Genomic DNA, 21,713 nt, shown 5'->3' on the forward strand with positions numbered 1-21,713 from the left:
GCGATTGGTAAGGCAAACGCATCCTGAACAAGACGAGACGTAGATGCTTTGAAATCAACGCATCTACGTCTGTCAAAATACTGATGGTGGCAATGAAAGGTTTATGATTCCTTTCGTCGCTGACGGAATCGTCGGCGAGCCCCAATGCTGATCATACCAATCGAGAAGAAAGCTACCGTACTGGGTTCGGGAACAGCGCTAGCATTCCTGAACTCAACATTGTCGTAGAACATCCCCGAACTGTCATAGTTGCCCACGAGGTTATTAAAGCCGAATTGAATGCGACCTTCGGTCCAAGTGGGATCCAGAGTCACCGACAGCGTTGAAGCTGACAGAAAGGCTCCAGTCGCGTCGCCTGTGTCTAGGGTGTCTCCGCCCAACAGGTTGAACGCCGGATCAAAGACACGAATAAATGCACCGACCTCGGTGTCGCCTGCTGGCGGCGCGGCTGGATTAAATGCGTAGTCAAAGTCAAACGTCCAAGTATCTCCTGATGACGTGTCAGCTGCGGTGAATTGATATTCAACGAAAAAGCTGATTGCTTCTTGCGCGTTTGGTGACATCGGATCTTGGCCAGGATTGCTACGGTTATGAACAGCCGCATTGTCGTAATTGGCGAAGAAATTCAAGTACTGATTGCCAGCCCCATCGTCGGCAAGTTGAAAAATTTGAGCGTTATTCGTCGCCGGCTCGGAAATGAAATAGCCTCCGGGGAATCCGCCGTTGTCAGAAAAAACAACCCAAGGCGAGAAGGTGGCGCCCGTGGATTGAAAGTCGTCTGAAAAGGCCGAGATCGCAGCGGATGCCGGACTTGACAGCATCGCAGCAACACCCCCGGCAATTAAAATAATGAAGTGTTTCATTGACGTCATTCTCCTCGAAGAGTCTTGGGGAAACGCACGAAGCTCGTTGTGGACCCAGTGCATCAACCACGATTCTTCTTAAAGCCTTAAAAATCAATGCTCGAGTTTCACCAGCGGCGATACATTTTAAGGCGTCTTGGCTCACAAGCGGGGGCTCCCTTGGCTTTCTGGGTGTGGTGAATTTGATTTTTTTTTGCGTCCTGTGAGTCCAGGTTGCCTAGACGCGGAATTCCTTGAATTCCATAACTCTATTGGGAAGCGTGTTAGTCGATCGAATGATGGGGGGAGCAGCCAATTGGCTCAAACGCTACCCGATCGGAAAATGCTCTGTCGGGGGGAGGCGGAGGCTGGAATTGGGCAGCAGTACCCGTGTAAGTACAAAGACGCCAGTATGGTGGTGGGAAGCCTTGAGTCTCAGCAGCATTGGCGATGTCAGTGCATTCGTCGGCCGAGTCGGATGAAACGCACGATGCCGACCAACAGCATCAGTGCGCCGGCGGTGATCAGCACCCAGGCGACGCTTCGTGTCCACGACAGGTCCGCGAAAAATTTAATCAGCGTGATTCCGCTTCCGGCGAACATCAAAGCGGTCCGCACATAAGCCAACAAGGTGCGTTCGTTGGCCAGGTCGGTGCGGATCAACGCCAGATCATTTCGGCGATCAGCTTTATCTTTTTCGGGCTCCGGTGCGACCATTGGTTCGCGACCTGCTGATTAGGCTTCGTTTGCCGACAAGGCGTCGACATAGGCCCCGATGACCGCGGCGCTGTCGCCACAGTCGGAAAACTCGATGTCGGTAAAATCCCGGAATCCGTCCAACGCGTGATCGTAGAACGATTCTTGGGCGATCCGCAGGTAACGCTGACGCACATCGGGTGCCAGGTCACAGACGCCACCGCCGACGACCAACAGGTCGTAATCACCGATGTACTGCAGCATCAACAATGCCATGCCCAGCGCTTTGGCTTGGTCGTCGAAAAGTTCGATGGCCAGTGCGTCGCCGTCGGCCGCCAATTCACGAAGCTGTTTGGCACGGTCCTTGTCGGTGCCTTCGACACTGTTCAGCGGATGATCCTTCCAATCGTCCAGCTTCAAGCGATACGCCAGTTGGTGTGTCAGCGCGGTCAATGACACGGCGGATTCGACCGCGTTGAAGGTGTTGCCGACTTTCAATTCGCGATCTTGGGGATAACGAAAGGCGTCGACCGGCAACAGAATGTGTCCGGCGTGTCCGGCACGACCCTTGCGACCGCGGACGACTTTGCCTTCACGAACTTCGCCACCACCAAAGCCGGTGCCCACGGCAATCATGAACAGCGAATCGAGTTGTTTGTTGGGACGATCCAAATTCAGCCCGGTGTGCTGGGCCAATTTTGCATCGATCTTCAAATCGCCTCGCCGCACGGCAAATTCGCCCAATGCCGCGGCCTGGCCGTCGCCCAGATAGCGGACCTCGATCGCCGGCGCGGTTTCACGCAACTTCTCCTGCAACATTTCGCGGATCGGACAATGGTTCCAATCCGGATGATTCAGGTTGGGTGACCCGTGAAGCACACCATCGATGGTGGCCGGCCCGGGCGTTGCCAAGGTCACGACCGGAAAGTCATCCAAGGACAGATGCAGACGATCCGCCGAACGCAGGATTTCGGCAACGATGTCGTCCACGGTCGCACCGGGGCCATCGTTGGAACGGGTGCGAAATTGATCCGACAGTTCGATCAGTTGACCCTGATGGTCACCCATGCAAATCGTGGACGTTGTTCCGCCCACATCGACGCCGATGAAATATGACACGTGAAGTTTCCTTGAAGGCCGGTCGGGAGATCCGCCATCAAAGCCCGCCGACGGCGGACCTGAGCGATCATCCCGGCCTGTCGCGAGGGTGCGTCAGGCGATTGCGAGGCTGGTTCTGACCAAGTCGGCGACGGTGATTGTCAATTCGCCAGTCGTCAGAGGAGCGGATTTGATATCGCACATCCCACTGCCGGACAAGATGACGGCGGTCTTTCCCCACGCCGGTCGACCGAATTTCACGGCGATTGGTAGCCAGTTCGTCGGCAGCACGGACGCGTTCACCCGACGTTGAAATCCAACCCCGCCATGGTTCCCGTGCTGGTGGCAAATTGATCCGCCGGAACACCCATCTGCTGCAAAATGGACACAAACAGATTCGGTAGCGGATAGTTATTCTTGCGGTCAAAGCCCAGATGGGCGCCGTGTCGGAATTTGCCGCCGCCCAACAGCACGGGCATGTTGCGGTTGTCGTGATTCGACGCGTTGCCCAGATTGCTGGTCATCAGCAACGTGGTTTGATCCAGCAGGCTGGTCCCGGAATCTTCGCTGGCCGCCAAGTCACGCATGAACTGACCCCAGTGCCGGACGATGGCTGTTTCCACTCGTTGCAGCTGAGCCAGTTTTTCTTCATCTCGGCCGTGGTGCGACAGGCTGTGATAACCCTGGTCAACGCCGTCGATCGGCACCACGCCGCCACCGGCCGGCAAGTGAAGTGAAATGACCCGCGTGGAATCGGTTTCCAATGCCAGTTTGATCATGCCGCACATGACATCAAAACGCTGGATCAAATCGTTCGGGTCGGCCACGTCCACTGGTCGCGGCACGTCCACCGACGGTTTGGGTTGCAGCGCCCATTGTTGGTTGGTCTGCATCTGTTTTTCGAGTTCACGGACGCTGGTGAAATAGGCGTCCAAGCGGTCGCGGTCGGCGACACCCAATTCACGTTGCAACGATTTGGCGTCATCGCCGACCAAGTCCATGATGCTGCGGCTTTGCAGCACCTTTTGGGCTTGGCGTTTTCGCTGAGCATCGGATTCATCGACAAACAGTTTCTCATACAAACGCGACGGCGACGTTTCCGGCGGGATCATCGCACCGTGACGGGTGTAACAGGGGCTGCCCGTCCCGGACGTCGCCAGAACCAGACTTTCGTATCGGGTTCGTCCGCTGAACTGTTGGGCAACGTGTTGGTCCAGGGAGATCGTGTTGCGGACTTGGCCGGTCGTCCCCATCGGCCTCGCCGTCAAGATGCTGGCTTCGGCGCGGTGGCCTCCGCTGACACCCGGGTGCGATGTCCCCGAGATGATCGTGAATCGATCACGCAAGTCGTCCAGCGATTTCAAGTACGGCGATGCCGCGTAGTCGCGACCGGTTTGCGTCGGATTCAAATTGCCGTCGACCAAACCCAAGCCAAGCGTTGTGGTGACCATCCGGCGTGGGGCCCCGCTTTCCAGATCATCAGCGAAGGATCCCGCCATGGCCGACAGCCACGGCAGACTCATCGCCACGCCGCTTCCACGCAACACCGTACGGCGATGTAGCAGCGAACGGATTCGCGACGAAACGATTTTTGCAGGGTTCAAATTCATGGCGGTGGTGCCTGTCGGGCGGTCTGTTTTCGGCGGGCGAACAGTTTTCAGCGGGCGATGTGCGTTCGGTCTACTTTTCCAGGAACAACGGGCTGGTGATGACAGCCATCAGCAGATCATTGATCGCGTATTGCGAGTCCGCGGTCCGTTGGACGATGGATTCGACCCTGGCGCGATCGGCGAATCGGACTCGCTGGCCGGTGCCATAGGTGATCCAGTGATCCGCCAAGTTTTCGGCCAGTCGATGATCTTCGTGGCTGACCAGATGACGGAATTCGGTGAAGTCATCGAACTCGTCTCCGCCGGGCAGCGTCCCGCTGGGGTCCACCGCCGGGCCTTTGTTGCGGCTGTTGCCGCGTTCATAACGGGTCCGGAATTGGCCCGATGCGTCGAAGGATTCCAGCGCGAAACCGGCCGCGTCAATCTTGCGGTGGCATCCGGCACAGTTCGGGTCTTCTTCGTGACGGATCAACATTTCCCGGATTGATGTGGAACCTCGCGTGTCCGGTTCGATCGCCGGGACGTTCGACGGTGGCGGTGGAATTGGGGTTCCCAAGATGCGATCGCACAGCCAGACGCCGCGAAGCACGGGCGACGTATCGGTGCCGTTGGCCGTGACCTTCAAGACGCTGCCGTGGGCCATCAGTCCGCCACGAACCGAGTCGTCGGGAAGGTGGACCAATCGCAACTGGTCTCCTGCGACGTCGTCGATCCCGTAATACCGTGCCAAACGGCTGTTCAAAAACGTGAAGTCAGCGGCGACAATCTGTTGCACCGGAGCGTTGTCTTTCAAAAGCTGATTCAGAAACGCTCGCGTTTCGGCAAGCATCGCGTCTTGCACGATCGGATCGAATTCGCTGAAACGACGTCGGTCCGGTTCGGTGTCGGTGATCTGGTCCAGTTCCAGCCACTGATCGGCGAAGTCCGACATGAACGACCTGCCGCGGGGTGTATCAAGTAATCGGTGGGCTTGTCGTATCAATGTCTGGGGATTGTGCAGCTGGCCGCGTCGCGCTGCTTCCAGCAATTCCTGATCGGGCATGCTTTGACACAGGAAATAGCTCAGACGCGATGCGATCGCGAAATCGTCCAAACGGCCGACCGGTTCGCTGAAGTACAAGAATCGTGGCGAACAAAGGACGGCCCGATACGTCGCACGCAACGCATCGACCGCCGGTACGCCTTCGTCCAATTGTTGGGACAGCATTTGCTGGAAACCGACCAGCCGATCCGGTTCGATGTCGCGACGGAAAGCCAGTTGTGCGAACCGGACCAGTTGATCGGAAAGTTGTTGTCGGGTGGCCGATGGATCGACTTGGAACGAAACGACGCCGTCACGTCCATGCTTTGCGATTGCGAGGTCTCCGAACAAAACGGCGGCGGTATCCGCGGCCGATCCTGCGGGTTGGACTTCACGCATCGAAAGTTCGCTGAGAGCCAAACCGGGAACGTTCTGTGGTTCCCCTTCCCCGGTGCCGACTTGGCCACCGGCGAACCGAGCCCTTTTCAAGGTCGAATCGTTGGGCCGGATCTCCAGCTTTTCCCCCTTGGGGATCCAGGCCCGGTATTCCAGCGTGCGTGGTTCGCTTTCCGCTTCGAACGATCCGATCCACGTCATCAAGGGTGAATTGGAAACGCACTCGCCACGGCGAACGGTGCACCAAACGCCGCCTTCGCTGGGCGGTTTGACCGCCGATGCGGTGAATCGGATGTCGTACCAACCGCTGCGTGGGACGCGGGTGGCTTCCATACGACCGTAAAACGGCATGTTGCAGGACCAGACCACGGCCCGGCCTTGGCGCATTTCAGGTTCGCGACATCGCCGACGCGGGTTTTTCCGGGCGATGCCCGCCGCGTCCCATTGTCGTTCCAGCAGCGGTTCGGTTCGCGAGACCTTTTGAAACGCCGCATCCAACGCGACGTCGACAACATCCAAATGAGTCTGCAATTGATACGGTGACATCGGCTGGGCGTCGGCGATGCCCACGTAACCGTGAAGCCGAGGTTCGCCCGACATCAGCGGAGCCAACGGGGTGCGGATCACCAGCAGATCCTGCAGCGTTTTTTCCAGCTGGCGGTTGGTCAGACGCCGGCCTCGCACACGACCGAGCGAATCATCTTGCCGAGTTTGATGGTCCGCCAACCAGCGCGACGCCTGCTTTAAGAATCGTTTTGCGTCATCGGGATCCGCGGCACCATAATCTTCCGGTGGCATCTCGCCGTCGCGGACTCGGTCGACGACGCGCACCCAACGTGCGAACGCTTCCTGGTCGTCCAAGTCGGCCGATAAGGTTTCCAGGTCCAGGCCGGCTTCGGCGTCTGGCCCCTGGTGGCAATCCAGGCAGTAGTCTTGCTGAAATACCGAGATCGAATCCGGCGGCTCCACGCCGATCGCCCGATCGGAAACGAGTGTCAACGTCAGGAAGGTGACGGGAACCATCAACCATCCGCACAAGCGTGAAACGCGTCGGCGCGTGACGCGGACGAAGGGTTGGCGCATGGGAGGACCCGATGCAGAGGGTGGGAAGGATCGCAAGGCGGGAATCTTTGCAAAGGCGGGGCGGGCCGCGTCATCCGCGGGCCCGTGTGCTCCATTGTGTCCAAAGATCAATCCCGACACAAGTTTCGTTGCGTGGTGGTCTGTTCACCACTGCCGCGTTCGTCCACCAAGCGCATCGGTGGTCGACGCATCAATAGCCGGCCGGCTGCTGTGGCGGCGGTTGCTGTCGCGGGAAGCCTGGATCGGACACGAACCGAGGATCGGCGACGTATTGACTGCTCATCATCAAAAACGCGACCGCGGTCAGCAGCATCGATGCAGGAGTGGTGACAAGCAGACCCACGTAGCACATCAGTGTTCCGACCAGGGAAAGCCCGATCGAAACCACGACGATCAACAGCGACGTCAACTTGTTGTGCATGGCGATGCGGAACGAATCACCAATTGCGCCCATCGCCGTCGATTTGCCACAGCAGATCGAATACAGCCACGGCCACATGAAGAACTGAAAGACGAATTGGGCCACCAATTGAAAGACGACGCCGACGATTCCGCCCAGCGTCGCAGCGGCATCCGGTCCCGCGGCGGCCCCCAAAAGACCGACGAAAATCCCGAAGAACATGACCGTGCCCAACACGATCGCACCGATCAGCAACGAGCTAAGGATCACCCGCATGACCAACGACATCGGGGGCATCATCTCCGACAGCGGGTTCGGGTGGTCTTGGGCGATCGCTATGATCGCGCGGCCCCAGCCGGTCCAGATGTATCCGGACAACAGCATCATCGCGGGAATGAAGATCAAAGCGCCCAGCACGATCGCCAAAACGCTCATCCCGTCCGCTCCGGCCGCACCGAAGAACATCCCCACGCCGCCGAACAACAGAAAGAACAACGCGACCATCGCGATCCCGACGCCCATCACCACCAATGTCGTCAACAACAGATTGACCCATCGCTGTTGGAAAATGGCCCAGCTGGTTTGAAAAATCTGCTCGAAAGAGACGTCCACGACTTGGTAGGGGCCGATCGTCACCGCGGGACTGGTCGATGCCGACGGTTGATAGGGATTGACCGGCGATGGTCCGGCACCGGGGCTCGAACCGAAGCTGCCGCTGGGGGCGGATCCAGGGGAAACCGGCGCGGTCCCGGCTGCCCACGGATCGGGCTGGACGTCCGCCGCGTTCCCGGTCACCTGGAACGTGGCCTCGCACGCCGGACAGCGAGCGGTTTTTCCCACCGCTTCGGCGGGCAATTGCAGCTGACGGCCGCATCCCGGGCACAACTGTTGGATCGTGGTCATGGTTTATCCGTCGTGGAAAGGTCTTGATCCGGCGGGCAATTTATACTCCCCTGCCCGAACCGATGGCCACCGCGGCGCTGTGTTTCGCGGCGCCGTCGGCCGTTTCGTGCGGTGTTCGGGTTGGGAATGTGGCTGTCTGGGTAAGCAGGCTGTTTAGGGATTCGGGCCGGCGACTCGTATCTTGTTCTTCTTTGTCGGGTTTTGTTCGTTGTCGGATGAATTGACCGTCGAATCTGTTTTGGGCAAGGGCGGCAGCATCAGCCGTCGCTTGAAGCAATACGAGCCGCGACAGCCCCAATTGACGATGGCCGCCGCGGTCGCCGACGCGTTGGAAAGCCAGCAGCATTTGATCGCCGAAGCCGGAACGGGCACGGGCAAGAGTTTCGCTTACCTGGTGCCCGCGATTCTGCACGCAACGTCCGACCAACAAGTCGTCAAGAAACCAACCGGGGCTGACACGTCGGACGCGGAGGATGATCCGCCACGCAAACGCCGGGTCGTGATTTCCACCGACACGATCAGCTTGCAAGAACAGCTGATCGCCAAGGACGTGCCGCTGCTGAACAGTGTCATCCCTCGCGAGTTCAGCGCCGTTTTGGTCAAGGGGCGTCGCAATTATCTGTCGATGCGACGGATGGAACGCGCGATCGCCAAATCGGTGTCCCTGTTTGAAACCGATCGGCAATACGACCAGCTTCGCCGGATCAAAGCCTGGTCCAAAGAAACCGGCGACGGTTCGCTTTCGTCGTTGCCACAGAAACCCGATGCGGTGGTCTGGGACGAAGTCGCCAGCGACACGGGCAACTGTTTGCGGCGATCCTGTCCGCACTTTGCCGACTGTTTCTACTTCCGCGCTCGTCGACGTGCGGAGAACGCTCAACTGTTGATCGTCAATCACGCGATGCTGTTCAGCGATCTGGCACTGCGCCAACAAGGCGTGGCGATCTTGCCCGATTACGACGCGCTGATCTTGGACGAATGTCACACGATCGAGTCGGTGGCCGGCGATCACTTGGGGCTGCGTCTGACCAGCGGACAGTTCGATTATCTGTTCAACCGCCTGTACAACGACCAAACGAACAAAGGCTTGCTGGTCGAAAAGGGCTTGCGCGGCCTGCAACAAGTCGTTAATCAGTGTCGTTTTGCGTCCAGCAATTTGTTCGCCGACGTGTTGGATTGGTGGGAAAGGGATGGACCCAAAAATGGACGCGTCACCCGTCCGGGGATCGTTGCCAATGAATTGAGCGAGGTCATGGAACGGCTGGCCAAAGGATTGCGTCAGCAAGCCGACGGACAAGACAATGCATCGGAGCGACAGGATCTGGAATCCGCGTTCCAACGCACGATCGCATTGGCGGGAGGTTTACGGCAATGGATCAACCAAGATCTGGACGATTCGGTGTACTGGGTCGAACGATCGGGCAGCCGGCGTGGGCTGGACCGCGTGACCTTGGCGGCTTCGCCGGTGAACGTGGGCGAAGTGTTGCGGACGGAGCTGTTTCAAAACGAAATGATCGACAGCGTGGTGATGACCAGCGCCACGATCGCCAGCGGTGACGATGACAAGTTCGCCTTCTTTCGTTCACGCATCGGCTTGACCGGCGGCGCGTCGGTGCGCGTCGGCAGCCCGTTCGATTATCGCCGGCAGGCGAAGTTGGTGATCGTCGATGACATGCCCGATCCGTCCGCCGATCGCCAAGCGTTTGAAAAAGCGTTGCCCGAACAGCTGAAACGGTTCATCGGGCACACCGATGGACATGCGTTCGTGCTGTTCACCAGTTACGACCTGCTGCGGCGCTGTGCCGATGCGATTCGGTCGTGGTTGGTGCAGCGTGATTTGCAGCTGTACAGCCAAGCCGGCACCCAAACGCGGTCCCAGATATTGGACGCCTTTCGGGCCAATCCTCGCGGCGTGTTGTTTGGCACCGACAGCTTTTGGCAGGGTGTCGATGTGCCCGGCGACGCCCTGCAAAACGTGATCATCACCAAACTGCCGTTCGCCGTGCCCGATCACCCGTTGCTGGAAGCCCGTTTGGACGCGATCCGCGCCGGCGGTGGCAATCCGTTTGTCGATTATCAGGTGCCCGCCGCGGTGCTGAAGTTCCGTCAGGGGTTCGGCCGTCTGATCCGGTCCAAGCAGGACACGGGGATGGTCGTGATGCTGGATCCGCGAATCTTGAGCAAGCCGTACGGACGGACGTTCATCCAGTCGCTGCCCGATTTGCCGGTCCAGCGCGTGCGTCGACGACGCAGCAAGGGAACCGCCTGAGCCGCCGGCCAGAGCCGGCCAGATCAACGCAAAAAGACATCTTGGGTCGATCGGCCGACAATCGGTAAGGTTGGCGCTGATTCTGTCGTTGTCGTCCGTCGAAGAAGCTTGTCGCAAGGATGCGTGTTGTGCTGAAATCCCACCGATTGTTGGATCAGCTGGACCGGTCCCAGCGTCAGAAGACGAATCGTCGTCGCGAAGACCGGATGCGACGGCGTAACCTGATTCTGCTGGTCACGGCCGCTTTTTTGGTGCTGGTCGTTTTGTCGCTGCCCAGTCTGGTCAGCCACACCGGTTTTGCGCGATCGTTCTTGCAAGAAATCGGTGACGACTATGACCTGGACCTGGATGCCGAAGGCGTCCGTGTCGGCTGGCTGACACCGCTGCAGTTGACACGGGTCACCATCGATGGACGAAACGCCGAAAGCCGGATCCGCGTCGACCGTGTGGACACATCGTTGACGGCTTGGGATCTGGTGTCGTCGTCGATGGACCAACTGGGCGCGATCGATGTCCGCGGGCTGCGTGTGGATTGTCTGTGGAACGGCGGGCGTTGCGGGTTGGAAGACGATCTGCATGCCTTGATGCAATCCGATTCAGAGTCATCAGCCACGGTATCGGCGGTGGTCCGGTTGCAAGAAGTCGGCGTGAATGTGCATGACGTCCGCACGGATCAGACGTGGTCGTTGAATCAGTCCAATGCGGAAATCACCATCCAACCGGATGCAATCCAAGCCAATGCATCGGGAGTCCTGCGAGAGCCCGGTGGCAGCGAAGGATCGGTTCAAGCCGATGTCCAGTGGACGCCGAATTCCGAAACCGTCGCCCAGGCCGATGGACGTGAGACATGGAAAGCCGCCGTCGATCTGGAATCGCTGCCGCTGTCGATCATGGCGTTGATCGGACCCCGTTTGATCGATGACCCGTCGTTGTTACCGGAAGAAATCGGCGGCGAATTGACGGGCCAAATCACATCGACCGGTTTTGACGATGGCGTGATGGACGTTTCACTGCGCGGCGTCAAGGTTCGGAATTTCGTCGCGGCGATGGCAAGCCCATCACCCGATGGCCGGCCGACAACCCGGCGCTGGGGCAACGAATTGGCAACACTGTCGGGTGATCTGGTTTGTTTGACGGATTCCGTGGTCGGCCGCGATTTGACCGTGGTCACCGACTTTGCACGCGTTGATTTTGACGGTGCGATTTCCAATTCAACATCTTTCGTGGATCCCAATGATCACTTGTTGGCTTGGTTCCGCAGCATCGCCGGTCGCGCGTCGGCCGAAATCGATCTAGCACGCTTGGATGCGGCGATGCCCGGCGTCTTGCCAATGCGGGATGGCGTATCGATCGTTGATGGGCGGATCGTGGCGACCGCGGAATCATTGGTCAACGATGCCTCCGGTGGTTCACGCAGTCGCGTCACACTTCGCAGCGAAGCCATCCGCGCCCGCACCAACGGCGGCAACGTCGATGTCGCTCCGGTGCAAATGGTTGCAACGGTCGCCGAAGATCGCGGAACGCTTCGTGCCGACGAATTTCGATTGCAAAGTACCTTTGCCCGGGCCACCGGTGGGGGCGACCTGCGTCGCGGGCAAGCCGACGTGCAGGTCGATTTCGGCAAGCTGGCGGAGACTCTGCAGCCGCTGTTTGATCTGTCCGAATCACCGCTGCGTGGCACGATCGAAGGCCAAATCGATTGGAACGTGGATCGACAAGACCGCTGGCGACTGCGAGGCAACGGGCGGGGAAGCCAGTTGGCGCTGACGCTGCCCGACGGCGGACGTCTGCGACGCGATGCGGTCGACGCATCGGTCGAAGCGACCGGGGTGTGGGACGGCCAAACGCTTAGCGAATTGGATACCGCGATCGTCCAATTGCGCAGCGACGGCGTTCACCTGTCGGCCGAATTGCAACAACCGACGCGGATCGACGGCGGGGCGGCAACCAAACTACCGTTGCGGCTGACGGGCAACGGACCGCTGGGCACGTTGCATTCGATGATCGCCAATTGGACGCCGTCGACCATTGCCAGCGTCGACGGTTCGTTCCAAATCGCCGCCGAATTGCAGGCGTCCGCCGGCGGCGCGACGCTGCGAACACTTTCGGGTGACTTGCGAGCGGTCCGCGTGGTCACGCCCCAGCGCGAATACCAACAGAACCATTTGGACATTCACTTTGCCGGGGACGTGTCATCGTCGGCCGATGACTTGCGGGTCGACGAACTGACCCTCAAAGGCGACACCGTCTCGGCCGCCCTGGCCGGTCGCTGGTCCGAACAAGCCAAACAAATGGAAATGCACTGGCGGGCCGATTTGCGTCAGCTGCAGGGCAGCGTTCGCCCACGCATCGCCGCGTCGGCCGAGATCCGCCAAGCCAGTTTCCAAGGCAACGCACCCGCCGCGTCGGCCGATACCGACGGCTGGTTGGTCGACGGGTATTGCGAAGGCCGGGTCAAACTGGCGGGCCTTGCCGATGGCCGATACCGCATCGATACCACCGCCACGGGATCGAACATCGCCGTGATCCAGCCGCCGCAATCGGCCGGCCAAACGCCACGGACCGTCTGGTTCGAACCCGATTTGAAACTGGATGGTCGCTTGATGTTGGATTCAGCGACCGGCGTGGTCCAGGCGGATCACACCAAGCTGACCAGCGGTTGGTTCACGACGGAACTTTCCGGCCCGGCGTCCTGGCAACCGGGGAACTATGACGTGCGTCTGAAGGGACCGACATCGCTGAAGATGGACGAAGTCGCACGTTTGCTGACAACGCTGACCGGGACGCCCATCGCGGCCGCCGGTCAGTACCAAACGCCGGTCGCCATCCGCGTGGGAATGTCCAAAGCGGGCGACGTTGCGTTTGACATCTCCGGCGACCTTGGCTGGGAAAGTGCCGCGGTCGGCGGTATCGATCTCGGTCCCGCCCAGATCCCCTTTCACATGACCGAGACGACGGTCACAATCGATCGGTCGTCGGTGCCGGTGGGCGATGGGGCCGTGATTCTGGATGGAGCGGTCGACTATCGTCCGGGGCCGATCCGGATGCGGCTGACCCCCGGCCAGATCGCTCGTCAGATCCGGGTGACGCCGGAGATGGCGGATCGATGGTTGAAGTACGTCGCCCCGGTGGTCGCCGACGCGGCCCGGATCCAAGGCACATTCGATGCCTATGTCGATGTCGGCGACGTGAACCTGGACCAACCGGCCGACAGCCACGTTGCCGGACGGCTGGACATTGTGGAGGTCCAGATGCTGTCCGGACCGATGACGACGCCGATCATCGCGGGGTTGGATCAATTGCGTGGGCTGACCGGCGCGCCGAAGGATCGCACCGAGACAAAGCTGGTGTCGTTGCCCGCCCAGCAGGTCGACTTCGAGTTGGCCGATCGTATGGTGACTCACCGGCGACTGGTCATGCAGGTCGACCAGGCACAGATCTTCACCGGCGGCCGAGTCCACACCGACGGGCGATTGAACTTGGTGGCCCAGGTGCCGCTGAACGAGCGGTGGTTGGGCAGCGACCTACGCATGCTAAGCGGCCAGACGTTGCGGTTCCCGATCAGCGGTACGATCTGGCAGCCTCAGTTGGACAACCGCGAGATGGCTCGGGCACTGACCGGGCTGGGGCAGCAGGCGGCCAGCGCGGCGGCGGAAAACTACCTGGACCGTGGCCGCCAGAAGATCAACAGCGAGATCAACCGCGGCATCGAACGGCTCAACGAGTCCCTGAACCTTGGGCCGATCCTGGGCTGGTGAGATGCCAGCGTCTTTCACCCTCCCGCTTGCGCGTGGTTGATTTGTGGCGTCAGCCCTCCCCTCGCTTTGGCTCGACCCTCCCGGAGGGAGGGTGAAGATTACGGAATTTACCCTCCCTCCGGGAGGGTCGCGAAGTGAGCTTCAGCGAACTCACGCGGGGAGGGTGGATCGCTGGGCGCACGAAAAAACGGCCGCGAAATGGCTTCGCGGCCGTGGATGAACGGTTCGACTGCACGAGTTCAGCAAGCCAGCTCGTCAAGAGTCGCGGTTGAGCCCGCCTCAGGCAACCTTCTTGCGACGCACTCGGCGGTAGACCGCACCGCACCCCAGCAAAGTCAAGCAAGCAACGCTGGAGGGTTCGGGAACGGCAGTGATCTGATAGGTGCCAATCGGAAACGGAGTTGTTGCCCCCGCATTTGTGGCCTCACCATCCAGTGCATTGGGACCAGAGAAGGTCCACTCCGCTATGTTGAAAGCACCTGGGCCTGTGTCATCATTCCGATAGGCCCATCCATCCAAATACTCCCAAGCTTCTCCCGTTCCGTCGGTTCCGGGAGTCCCAAACGTGTCGACAATCGAACCGTTAAGGTTCAATACAACTGAATCATCGCCGTTGATAGATCCACCACCGGTGATCGTGGGAGCAAATCCGAAAAACGTGTTGAATTCAGCTGCGTTTGGCGTGATGTAAATGAATTCGCCAGCGCCGATGCTCACGCCGGAGAAATCGACGGTCACGGACGGGGTAGCATTTGCGTTGAAATAGTATTCAAGGGTGTAACCGGCAAGGTCAGCTGAGGCTGTAGTGGAGTACAGTTCGACTGCCTTCGGAGTTCCTCCAGAAAGTGGACCATCAACTAAACCGGTAACGACCAACGCGGCGTTCGCCGGAGCCATCCAAGTGCAAGCAGCCGCCACCAACGCGAATAAAACCTTCTTCATTGTTTAACCTCAAGGCGCTTTGGAATCAGTGCGAATTCGAGTGTGTTCGTCGGCACGATAGTAGCCCCTCACTTGTTCTGAACAATGTAAAAATGCGGGGACTTGGTAAACTTAACGTAATCCTTACAAACGTCAAATCGCGGTGTCGTCGCGATCGCGACAGATTCGAAATCTTGAAGTCCATTTTTCGTCAAATTGGTGGTTGAGCAGGGCCTTTCTTCGCTGGCATGCCTCTCGTAGCCTGTCCAGCGTTACGTCATGCTGTGCCTGACGACTCCTGGGTCACGTCTGGCGTGGCCGATGTATTGCGAAGCCGGAGATTCACCGCCGGCGTATTCCACGAAAAAGATCTGATCGTTTGTCAACTGAATTGCTTTCCGGGCTGCTTGGCTCCGACGTTGATCCCGCCGAGGCGGGGGTGCGGCTGGGGCAAATGGCCGCCGATTTGGAATTGGACGTGGCGGCGCTTCTGCGGTCCATGGCGGCCGACCCACAGCGGCTGGCCGACAGCGATCCGGCGATCCTGGGCGGCCTGTTTCGGCTGTTCCATTTGCGGCTGGCCCGTGCGGGCATCGAATCGATTCCCGAAGACACCGAGTTCGCCAAGCTGGCCCATGGCTGGATCGGTGCGATCCTGTCCGCGGTCCCCGAAGTCACGCCGAACCAATTTCTGTTGCTGCAACTGCTGGCCACCCGCGGCAGCGATGCGTCGCTGGGCGTTTTGGTGAACCAACTCCGCCAGCGGCCTCCACAGACTTGGATGCAGGCCGGACAGATCTTGGGGCCGTTGATGCAGCGAGACGGCTGGAACGTCGACGCCGTCTACCCCGATCTGCTGGACTGCCTGAGTTCGCCGGCGATGGCCGCACCGGTGTTGGACTTGGCCAACTTTCTGTACCGCAAAGGTCGCGTGGGCCGGCATCCGGCCGCCGATCAGTTGACGGTGTTGAATCACTTGCTGGGCGAAGTCAGCGGACGATTGTCGCGGTTTGAAGAAGATCCGCGGTCGTTCGGCGACGACGTCGAAACGGTCCAGAATCGCTTGTCCGAATCCGTGGCGCTGGCGGTGTCGTTGTGCGACGCGGTGGGGCTGATCGGTGACGAATCGTCCATCGGCAAGCTGAACCAAGCCATCGAGCTGAAGCACCGTCGGGTGCAGTGCGAGGCCGCCGGGGCGCTGGCACGCTTGGACGACGATCTGGGCAAGAAGCGGTTGCTGCAGTTGACCGAAGAACCCGCCGCACGGCTGCGGGCGATCCAGTACGCCGATGAACTGGGATTTGGCGATGACGTGGATCCCGATCAACGCACCGAAACCGCGTCGGCCGAAAGCGAAATGGCGCTGTGGCTGACCCAGCCGCAACAAATGGGCGTGCCGCCGACCGGGGTCGAAGTGATCGAGAGTCGCCGGATGATGTGGCCCAGCTTTGACGATCCGATCGACGTCCATTTGGTCCGGTTCGAATACAACTTTGGCGATCGCCAATACAGCAATATCGGAATCGTGGGGCCGGTGACGTTTGCCCTGGCCGCCGACGTCGCGGATCTGCCGGTCGACGACATCTTTGCGATCTACGCCGGCTGGCACGCCGAACACAACGAGATCTTCACCGTCGCGGCGGACCAGCTGAACGAGGCTCAAAAGCGTCTGATGGCCGCCTATCGCGATCACTTGGATCGGGCCGGTTACGAAGACGCCACGCCGGAATTGCTGGGTCTGTTCTTGGACGAAACCGCGGGGATCTTTCGCGCCGTTCGGGATGAAACGGAGTGCCGTGTGGTCACCGATGGTCTGGAAACGATCGACCAGCCGATCGCCGGGCGTCAGCGACCGCTTCAGGGCGGCGACGTCTTCAATCTGTACAAGGGCCGCAAAATGTTGCGGACGTTCAATCCCGGCACATAGGCCGCTTGCATCGCCTCAGCGACCCCCAACGCGTATGGGTAATGGCGGGGACCCGAGTGGCAATCTGCCAAGATCGGCCGCGATGCTGCGAAACCCATTCGTCTATCGCCCAGCCGGCGTTTGACCCACAATGCGTCTTTCCGTCCAGCCGACCGGTACGCCAGAACGCGTGATCGGAGCCCGGACAAAACCAGAACGAATGACCGAATCGGTTTCTGTATCCGATGACCAAAGAAGAATCCAACGTGATTGAGGTCGACGGCCAATTGGTCGACCTTCGCAACCGACATCTCGCGGCACTACTGGCTTGGCTGATCCCCGGTGCGGGGCATTTTTATCAGGGGCGTCGCGCCAAGGGCGGGCTGTTTGTGATCAGCATTCTGATGATTTGGATTCTCGGTTTCGCCCTGGGCGGCAATCATGTCGTCTACGCGTCTTGGCAACCGGGCGACAAACGCTGGCATTATTTCTTGCAGGCCGGTGTCGGTGCCGCCGCTTTGCCGGCCCTGATTCAGGGCGACCGGATGCGGCGGATGACCGATCCGACGACCGGACGAACGCTGGACGGGTACCAGCCGCTTTGGAACGGGTTCATGGCCCCGCCGCACCGTCCGGTGATTGAAAAGAACGCCGACGAGGTTTCGGCATGGTATGCCCGGCGAGGCGCCGGTTACGAAATGGGAACCTGGTACACGATGATCGCCGGGTTGTTGAACATCCTGGTGATTTACGACGCCTACGCGGGACCATTGTCGATTCCGATCAGCGGTCGCAAGGGACGCGAGCGAGCCAAAGAGGACGCGGATGAATCGGTCGAACCCGATGGCGACGGATCGCACCAGCCTGCGACCACGGCATCCGCTTAGCCGCTTTCCCCACTCCGCCCCTCAAGTCTGACGACAAGCCGTCCTTCATTCAGGCACGCATCCATGCTTTCGATCTCGCCGACCTACTTGCTGTACTTCGTGCCGTTGCTGATCGCGATCTCGTTGGTGTTCGGTGCGACACGCCACGAAGACATGAATCTGGTTTTGCGTCACGCGGCCGGAACGGCGCGTTGGATCGGCGGATTCATGGGGCTGATCTTTGTCGTGTTGCTCGTTTTGGAATACATCGTCTAGGAACGATCGATGCGTGTTTTAACTCTGGGCGGCGGAACCGTCGGACGGTGGGTGGCCGACATGCTGTGCCGACGCCGGCACAGCGTGACCGTGATCGACAACGATCCGGAAAACGTTCGTCGGTTGAACAGTGAACTGGACGTCCGGGCGATCGAAGGCAGCGCATCGCAGGCCACCCTGTTGTTCCAGGCCGATGTGCTGAGCGCCGACCTGTGCTTGGCCGTGACCGGCGACGACGAAGTCAACATCGTGGGCGCCAGCATGGCCAAAGCGCTGGGAGCACGCCGCAGCATCGCGCGGGTCTATGCGCCAGCCCTTCGTGACTTGAGCACGTTCGATTACCAAAGCCATTTCCGAATCGATAGCCTGCTGAGTTTGGAACAACTGTCCGCGTTGGAACTGGCGCGTGCCATCCGCAACCCCGATTCGATCCCGCTGGAGCACTTTGCCCGAGGCCAACTGGAAGTCTATGAATTGGACGTGGCGACCGGCGCCGATGCGGCCGGCCAGCGGTTGACCGATCTGAAGCTACCCAGCGGCGTGCGGGTCGGATCGATCGCTCGTGACGGACGCATGTGGATCGCCAGCGGTGCCGATGAAACGCGTCCCGGCGACCGTGTGTCGCTGGTCGGGATGCCCGATGACGTTGCCAAAGCACGCGACTTGTTCAGCGGATCGACGGGCAAGAAACGGGCGTCCAAAGTCATGGTCGCTGGTGGCGGCGAAACGGGATACCACGTTGCCGCTTCGTTGTGTTCGCACGGTTATCGGGTGACCCTGTTGGAATTGGCCGCGCACCGCTGCGATATCCTGGCCAAGCTGTTGCCCGAGGTCACCGTGGTCAACGCCAATGCGAACCGACGCAGCATCTTGGAAGACGAAGGTGCCGGAACGGTCGACTACTTCGTCGCCTGCACCGGCAACGATGAAAACAACATCATGGCGGGCGTTGAAGCGCGCGAACTGGGGGCATCCCGTGTGCTGTGTTTGGTCGGGCGCCCCGACTATGCAAACGTGGTCGGAAAATTGGGGATCGATCGCGCGGTCAGTGAACGTGACGTCGTCGCGCGACAAATCTTGGGCTTCTTGAACGAAGGTGCCATCATCAGCCAGCGAAAGTTGCCCAACGGTGCGATCGCGGTCTGCGAACTGGAAGTGATGGAAGGCAGTCGTGTGACCCAAGCCCCGCTGGCCGATCTGCCATTGGCGGGACGTTGCTTGATCGCAGGATTCCAGCGGGACGGTTTCGTCCGCGTGCCTCGTGCCGATGACACATTGCAGGCCGACGACATCGTCGTGGCCTTGGTCGATCAGGACGCCGCCGGCGAGTGCTTGCCGCTGTTCGACCGTGGCTAATGCCGGCCCGGTTTTGAAACGGGCCGGATCATCAAGACGGCTCAGTTGTCAAACCAACCCAGCGACTGCAGAAAGCTCATCGCGCGATCGGTCGTCGAACGGTACGCCGAATTGTCGCCTTTGCCGGCATTGAAGAATCCGTGGCCTTCGCCTTCGTACAAGTACAGTTCCGAGCGCAGACCCGCTTCGGTCATCTTGTCGCGAAAGCGTTTCGCGGTGGCAACGGGGATCAGTTTGTCCTCGGTGCCCAAGAACACGATTGCTGGCGGGTCGTCCTTGGTGATGTTTTCCGACGGCGAGAATTCCTTCACTCGATCGCCGACACGGGCGTCGCCCCACTGACCCGGACGGTTGTCGTAAACCGGATTGAACAACAGCAATGCGTTGGGCTTACGTGACACGCCGTCAACGGCGACGTCATCCATCATGCCCAGGAAAGACGCCAAGTGGCCACCGGCACTGCCACCGCCGGCCGCGATACGATTCGGATCGATGCCCAATTCCGACGCATGACTGCGGATGTATCGAAAGGCATCGGAGACGTCTTCGGTGCACGTGATCGGTGGCAGCTTCGACTTTTTATCCAACAGCCGATATTCCACGCGAAAGCACACCACGCCTCGATCGGCCAGTTCCAAGCTGTGTTGGCTGAACTGACCCGGTTTGCCACCGGTCCAACCGCCGCCGTGAATGAAGACGACCGCCGAACGCTGGTCTTCGGCGGTCCAATCGGTCGGTCGGGTAAAGTCGATCCGCAAATCGCGTCCATCGACCGTCTTGTAAATCAACGATCCTTCGGTCACCGACGACCCGTCGCCGCCCGGTGCCTGGTCGGCCACCAGTGTGGAAGCGAAACCGAACAGGCAAACAACGACGGCGATGGTGCGGATCATGGCGATTTAAACCCTTGCTTTGGTGCGTGCTTCACGAAGACCACGGCTAAGGATATCACGCAGCATCGGTGAATAGTCCTCGTACTTCGACTGATCCGGTGCACCGCTGCTGAATTGATAGATCGCATCGCGAGGCTTGACGCCCAAAGCGATCAGCGAACTGCTGACCGTTTGGTAATCGCCGTTGCGGACGACCATGCTGGGGCGACCCGGGCCGACCGGGGCACGAGCGAACACGCGGCTGGCAACGGCCAGGAACTTCACCGGCGAATCCAGCGTCTGAAGCGTCAACAGTCGACGTGCCATTTGCACCCGTTGGTCTTCCGGGTCGTTCAAGTCGCGGGCGCCGATGATGTTCAGGCCTTCCTGCAAGGGAGCGACCGAAACTTGTTCTTCGGCATAGATCGCGTAGCCCGCTTGGGCGTCGGCCACAATGATGTTGCAGCCTTCGTACCGCGTCTTGTCCAGTTCCATTTCCGCTTTGGCCAAGGCCTTGCTAGCCGAAGTGCATCGCAGCAAATCCAATGCAAGCAAACCGCGGGATCGTTGACCGAACAACGGCGATGCGGTCGCGCGATTGGTCAGTCCGACGAACAAGCCATTCTGGTTAACGCCCAACCACGTGCCGCCGGCTTTTTGGTCGATGCCGCATAAGACACGAGGTTTCCCAGATTGAATGGAAGGTAATTGGCTGGGGCGATCGATGTATTCCTCGCGGTTAGCGGCAACCAAAATGGGGCTTTCGGGGACCAGACGGTACTGAACGGCCAGTAAGCACATCTCGCAGCTTTCAATTTCAAAGATCGGTGAAGTTATCTTCGCGGCCGGCACGGTCCGGGTTGCCCCGGAGCTCGATTCGACGGGTCCAATGTTATCTCCGCGAAGAGGCGTACCCCACCCTCTGTTAGGGGGTTTTGTTGGGAAATGGACGTGTTTTTAGGGGCGAATGAGGCCGTTTTCTGCATTCTGGGCAAGATACACCGCATTTTTGGCCGATACACCATTGACGCTGACTGTCGTCGACGCCCGTTTGGCAAGACCCCACGATGTCCGAAACGTCTGATTCCATCGACTCCGACACAATCGACGCCGCTGTGCAGCCTGACGCGGCGCCCAGCGGTGATTCGCAGGTGTCGCGATACAAGGATCGCGTGCTGCGGATTCAGACGCCTCTGACCGTGACACTGGCTCGGTCACGTGTGCCGCTCAGCCGGGTGATCTCTCTGGTACCCGGTTCGATGCTGACGTTCGACGCCCACTGTGACGAACCGCTGACCTTGGAAGCCGGTGACCATCCGATCGCACGCGGTGAAACCGTCAAGATCGGTGACAAGTTTGGGATGCGGATTCGCGAAATCATTCGCCCCGTCGTCGAAGACTGATCAACGCCGTCAAAAACGAATGGATCGTCATCGCGCG

At 59.7% G+C, this 21,713-nt stretch carries 16 protein-coding genes; 7 read left to right on the forward strand and 9 right to left on the reverse strand.

Translation table 11 applies throughout. From position 1 onward, the window contains the following. Positions 1 to 101 precede the first annotated feature (101 nt). From Mal65_RS01875 to Mal65_RS01900, 6 genes are all read right to left on the reverse strand, one after another. Positions 102 to 863, reverse strand: coding sequence for a PEP-CTERM sorting domain-containing protein (locus Mal65_RS01875; RefSeq protein WP_165701008.1), 762 nt, complete (start codon positions 861 to 863; stop codon positions 102 to 104). A 432-nt stretch (positions 864 to 1,295) separates the two neighbouring features. Beyond that, entirely contained in the window at positions 1,296 to 1,559 is a 264-nt protein-coding gene (locus Mal65_RS01880) for a YidH family protein (RefSeq protein WP_145293140.1), read from the reverse strand. Positions 1,560 to 1,577: 18 nt separating this feature from the next. After that, positions 1,578 to 2,657 carry an ROK family protein gene (locus Mal65_RS01885; protein WP_145293142.1) on the reverse strand — a complete coding sequence of 360 codons (1,080 nt, stop codon included), beginning with the start codon at positions 2,655 to 2,657 and terminating at the stop codon, positions 1,578 to 1,580. 278 nt (positions 2,658 to 2,935) lie between these two features. Continuing rightward, positions 2,936 to 4,246: a DUF1552 domain-containing protein gene (locus Mal65_RS01890; RefSeq protein WP_145293144.1), complete on the reverse strand. Its 1,311-nt coding sequence runs from the start codon at positions 4,244 to 4,246 to the stop codon at positions 2,936 to 2,938. Between the two features lie 70 nt (positions 4,247 to 4,316). Further along, positions 4,317 to 6,746, reverse strand: a complete 2,430-nt coding sequence (locus Mal65_RS01895) for a DUF1592 domain-containing protein (RefSeq protein ID WP_196784492.1) — start codon at positions 6,744 to 6,746, stop codon at positions 4,317 to 4,319. A gap of 190 nt (positions 6,747 to 6,936) precedes the next feature. Then, the gene (locus Mal65_RS01900; RefSeq protein ID WP_145293149.1) at positions 6,937 to 8,049 is read right to left on the reverse strand and encodes a hypothetical protein; all 1,113 of its coding nucleotides are present in this window, start codon (positions 8,047 to 8,049) and stop codon (positions 6,937 to 6,939) included. A 208-nt stretch (positions 8,050 to 8,257) separates the two neighbouring features. Here Mal65_RS01900 and Mal65_RS01905 point away from each other — a divergent pair, with 208 nt between their 5' ends. After that, entirely contained in the window at positions 8,258 to 10,318 is a 2,061-nt protein-coding gene (locus Mal65_RS01905; protein ID WP_145304544.1) for an ATP-dependent DNA helicase, read from the forward strand. A gap of 128 nt (positions 10,319 to 10,446) precedes the next feature. Then, positions 10,447 to 14,076, forward strand: coding sequence for a hypothetical protein (locus Mal65_RS01910; RefSeq protein WP_145293151.1), 3,630 nt, complete (start codon positions 10,447 to 10,449; stop codon positions 14,074 to 14,076). Between the two features lie 279 nt (positions 14,077 to 14,355). Here the strand turns inward: Mal65_RS01910 and Mal65_RS01915 are convergent, their stop codons facing one another. Continuing rightward, positions 14,356 to 15,018: a lamin tail domain-containing protein gene (locus Mal65_RS01915; RefSeq protein WP_145304545.1), complete on the reverse strand. Its 663-nt coding sequence runs from the start codon at positions 15,016 to 15,018 to the stop codon at positions 14,356 to 14,358. 358 nt (positions 15,019 to 15,376) lie between these two features. Between Mal65_RS01915 and Mal65_RS01920 the strand changes: the two genes are divergently transcribed. The 4 genes from Mal65_RS01920 to trkA all read left to right on the forward strand — a co-directional run bounded on the left by Mal65_RS01920 (position 15,377) and on the right by trkA (position 19,401). Beyond that, positions 15,377 to 16,924, forward strand: coding sequence for a HEAT repeat domain-containing protein (locus Mal65_RS01920; protein WP_145293153.1), 1,548 nt, complete (start codon positions 15,377 to 15,379; stop codon positions 16,922 to 16,924). A 224-nt stretch (positions 16,925 to 17,148) separates the two neighbouring features. After that, complete coding sequence (locus tag Mal65_RS01925; protein ID WP_196784493.1) at positions 17,149 to 17,790, forward strand: DUF6677 family protein; 642 nt, start codon at positions 17,149 to 17,151, stop codon at positions 17,788 to 17,790. Between the two features lie 63 nt (positions 17,791 to 17,853). Further along, positions 17,854 to 18,045, forward strand: coding sequence for a hypothetical protein (locus Mal65_RS01930; RefSeq protein WP_145293155.1), 192 nt, complete (start codon positions 17,854 to 17,856; stop codon positions 18,043 to 18,045). Between the two features lie 9 nt (positions 18,046 to 18,054). Beyond that, entirely contained in the window at positions 18,055 to 19,401 is a 1,347-nt protein-coding gene (trkA, locus tag Mal65_RS01935) for a Trk system potassium transporter TrkA (protein ID WP_145293157.1), read from the forward strand. Positions 19,402 to 19,442: 41 nt separating this feature from the next. Here the strand turns inward: trkA and Mal65_RS01940 are convergent, their stop codons facing one another. Next, a complete protein-coding gene (locus Mal65_RS01940) occupies positions 19,443 to 20,294 on the reverse strand; it encodes an alpha/beta hydrolase (protein ID WP_145293159.1) in 852 nt (283 codons plus the stop codon). Positions 20,295 to 20,300: 6 nt separating this feature from the next. Then, the gene (locus Mal65_RS01945) at positions 20,301 to 21,074 is read right to left on the reverse strand and encodes an NRDE family protein (RefSeq protein WP_145293161.1); all 774 of its coding nucleotides are present in this window, start codon (positions 21,072 to 21,074) and stop codon (positions 20,301 to 20,303) included. A 266-nt stretch (positions 21,075 to 21,340) separates the two neighbouring features. On the opposite strand from Mal65_RS01945, the gene Mal65_RS01950 reads away from it, so the two are divergent. Continuing rightward, entirely contained in the window at positions 21,341 to 21,676 is a 336-nt protein-coding gene (locus Mal65_RS01950; RefSeq protein ID WP_145293163.1) for a FliM/FliN family flagellar motor switch protein, read from the forward strand. Positions 21,677 to 21,713: the final 37 nt, after the last annotated feature.

The organism is Crateriforma conspicua (assembly GCF_007752935.1).
In the GTDB taxonomy this organism is placed as follows: Bacteria; Planctomycetota; Planctomycetia; order Pirellulales; family Pirellulaceae; genus Crateriforma; species Crateriforma conspicua.

Bases quoted from the DNA above. Each gene is read 5' to 3' on its own strand.
- Mal65_RS01875 (WP_165701008.1), bottom strand. From the start codon at position 863: ATGAAACACTTCATTATTTTAATTGCCGGGGGTGTTGCTGCGATGCTG.
- Mal65_RS01880 (WP_145293140.1), bottom strand. From the start codon at position 1,559: ATGGTCGCACCGGAGCCCGAAAAAGATAAAGCTGATCGCCGAAATGAT.
- Mal65_RS01890 (WP_145293144.1), bottom strand. From the start codon at position 4,246: ATGAATTTGAACCCTGCAAAAATCGTTTCGTCGCGAATCCGTTCGCTG.
- Mal65_RS01895 (WP_196784492.1), bottom strand. From the start codon at position 6,746: ATGCGCCAACCCTTCGTCCGCGTCACGCGCCGACGCGTTTCACGCTTG.
- Mal65_RS01900 (WP_145293149.1), bottom strand. From the start codon at position 8,049: ATGACCACGATCCAACAGTTGTGCCCGGGATGCGGCCGTCAGCTGCAA.
- Mal65_RS01915 (WP_145304545.1), bottom strand. From the start codon at position 15,018: ATGAAGAAGGTTTTATTCGCGTTGGTGGCGGCTGCTTGCACTTGGATG.
- Mal65_RS01925 (WP_196784493.1), top strand. From the start codon at position 17,149: ATGACCAAAGAAGAATCCAACGTGATTGAGGTCGACGGCCAATTGGTC.
- Mal65_RS01930 (WP_145293155.1), top strand. From the start codon at position 17,854: ATGCTTTCGATCTCGCCGACCTACTTGCTGTACTTCGTGCCGTTGCTG.
- trkA (WP_145293157.1), top strand. From the start codon at position 18,055: ATGCGTGTTTTAACTCTGGGCGGCGGAACCGTCGGACGGTGGGTGGCC.
- Mal65_RS01940 (WP_145293159.1), bottom strand. From the start codon at position 20,294: ATGATCCGCACCATCGCCGTCGTTGTTTGCCTGTTCGGTTTCGCTTCC.
- Mal65_RS01945 (WP_145293161.1), bottom strand. From the start codon at position 21,074: ATGTGCTTACTGGCCGTTCAGTACCGTCTGGTCCCCGAAAGCCCCATT.
- Mal65_RS01950 (WP_145293163.1), top strand. From the start codon at position 21,341: ATGTCCGAAACGTCTGATTCCATCGACTCCGACACAATCGACGCCGCT.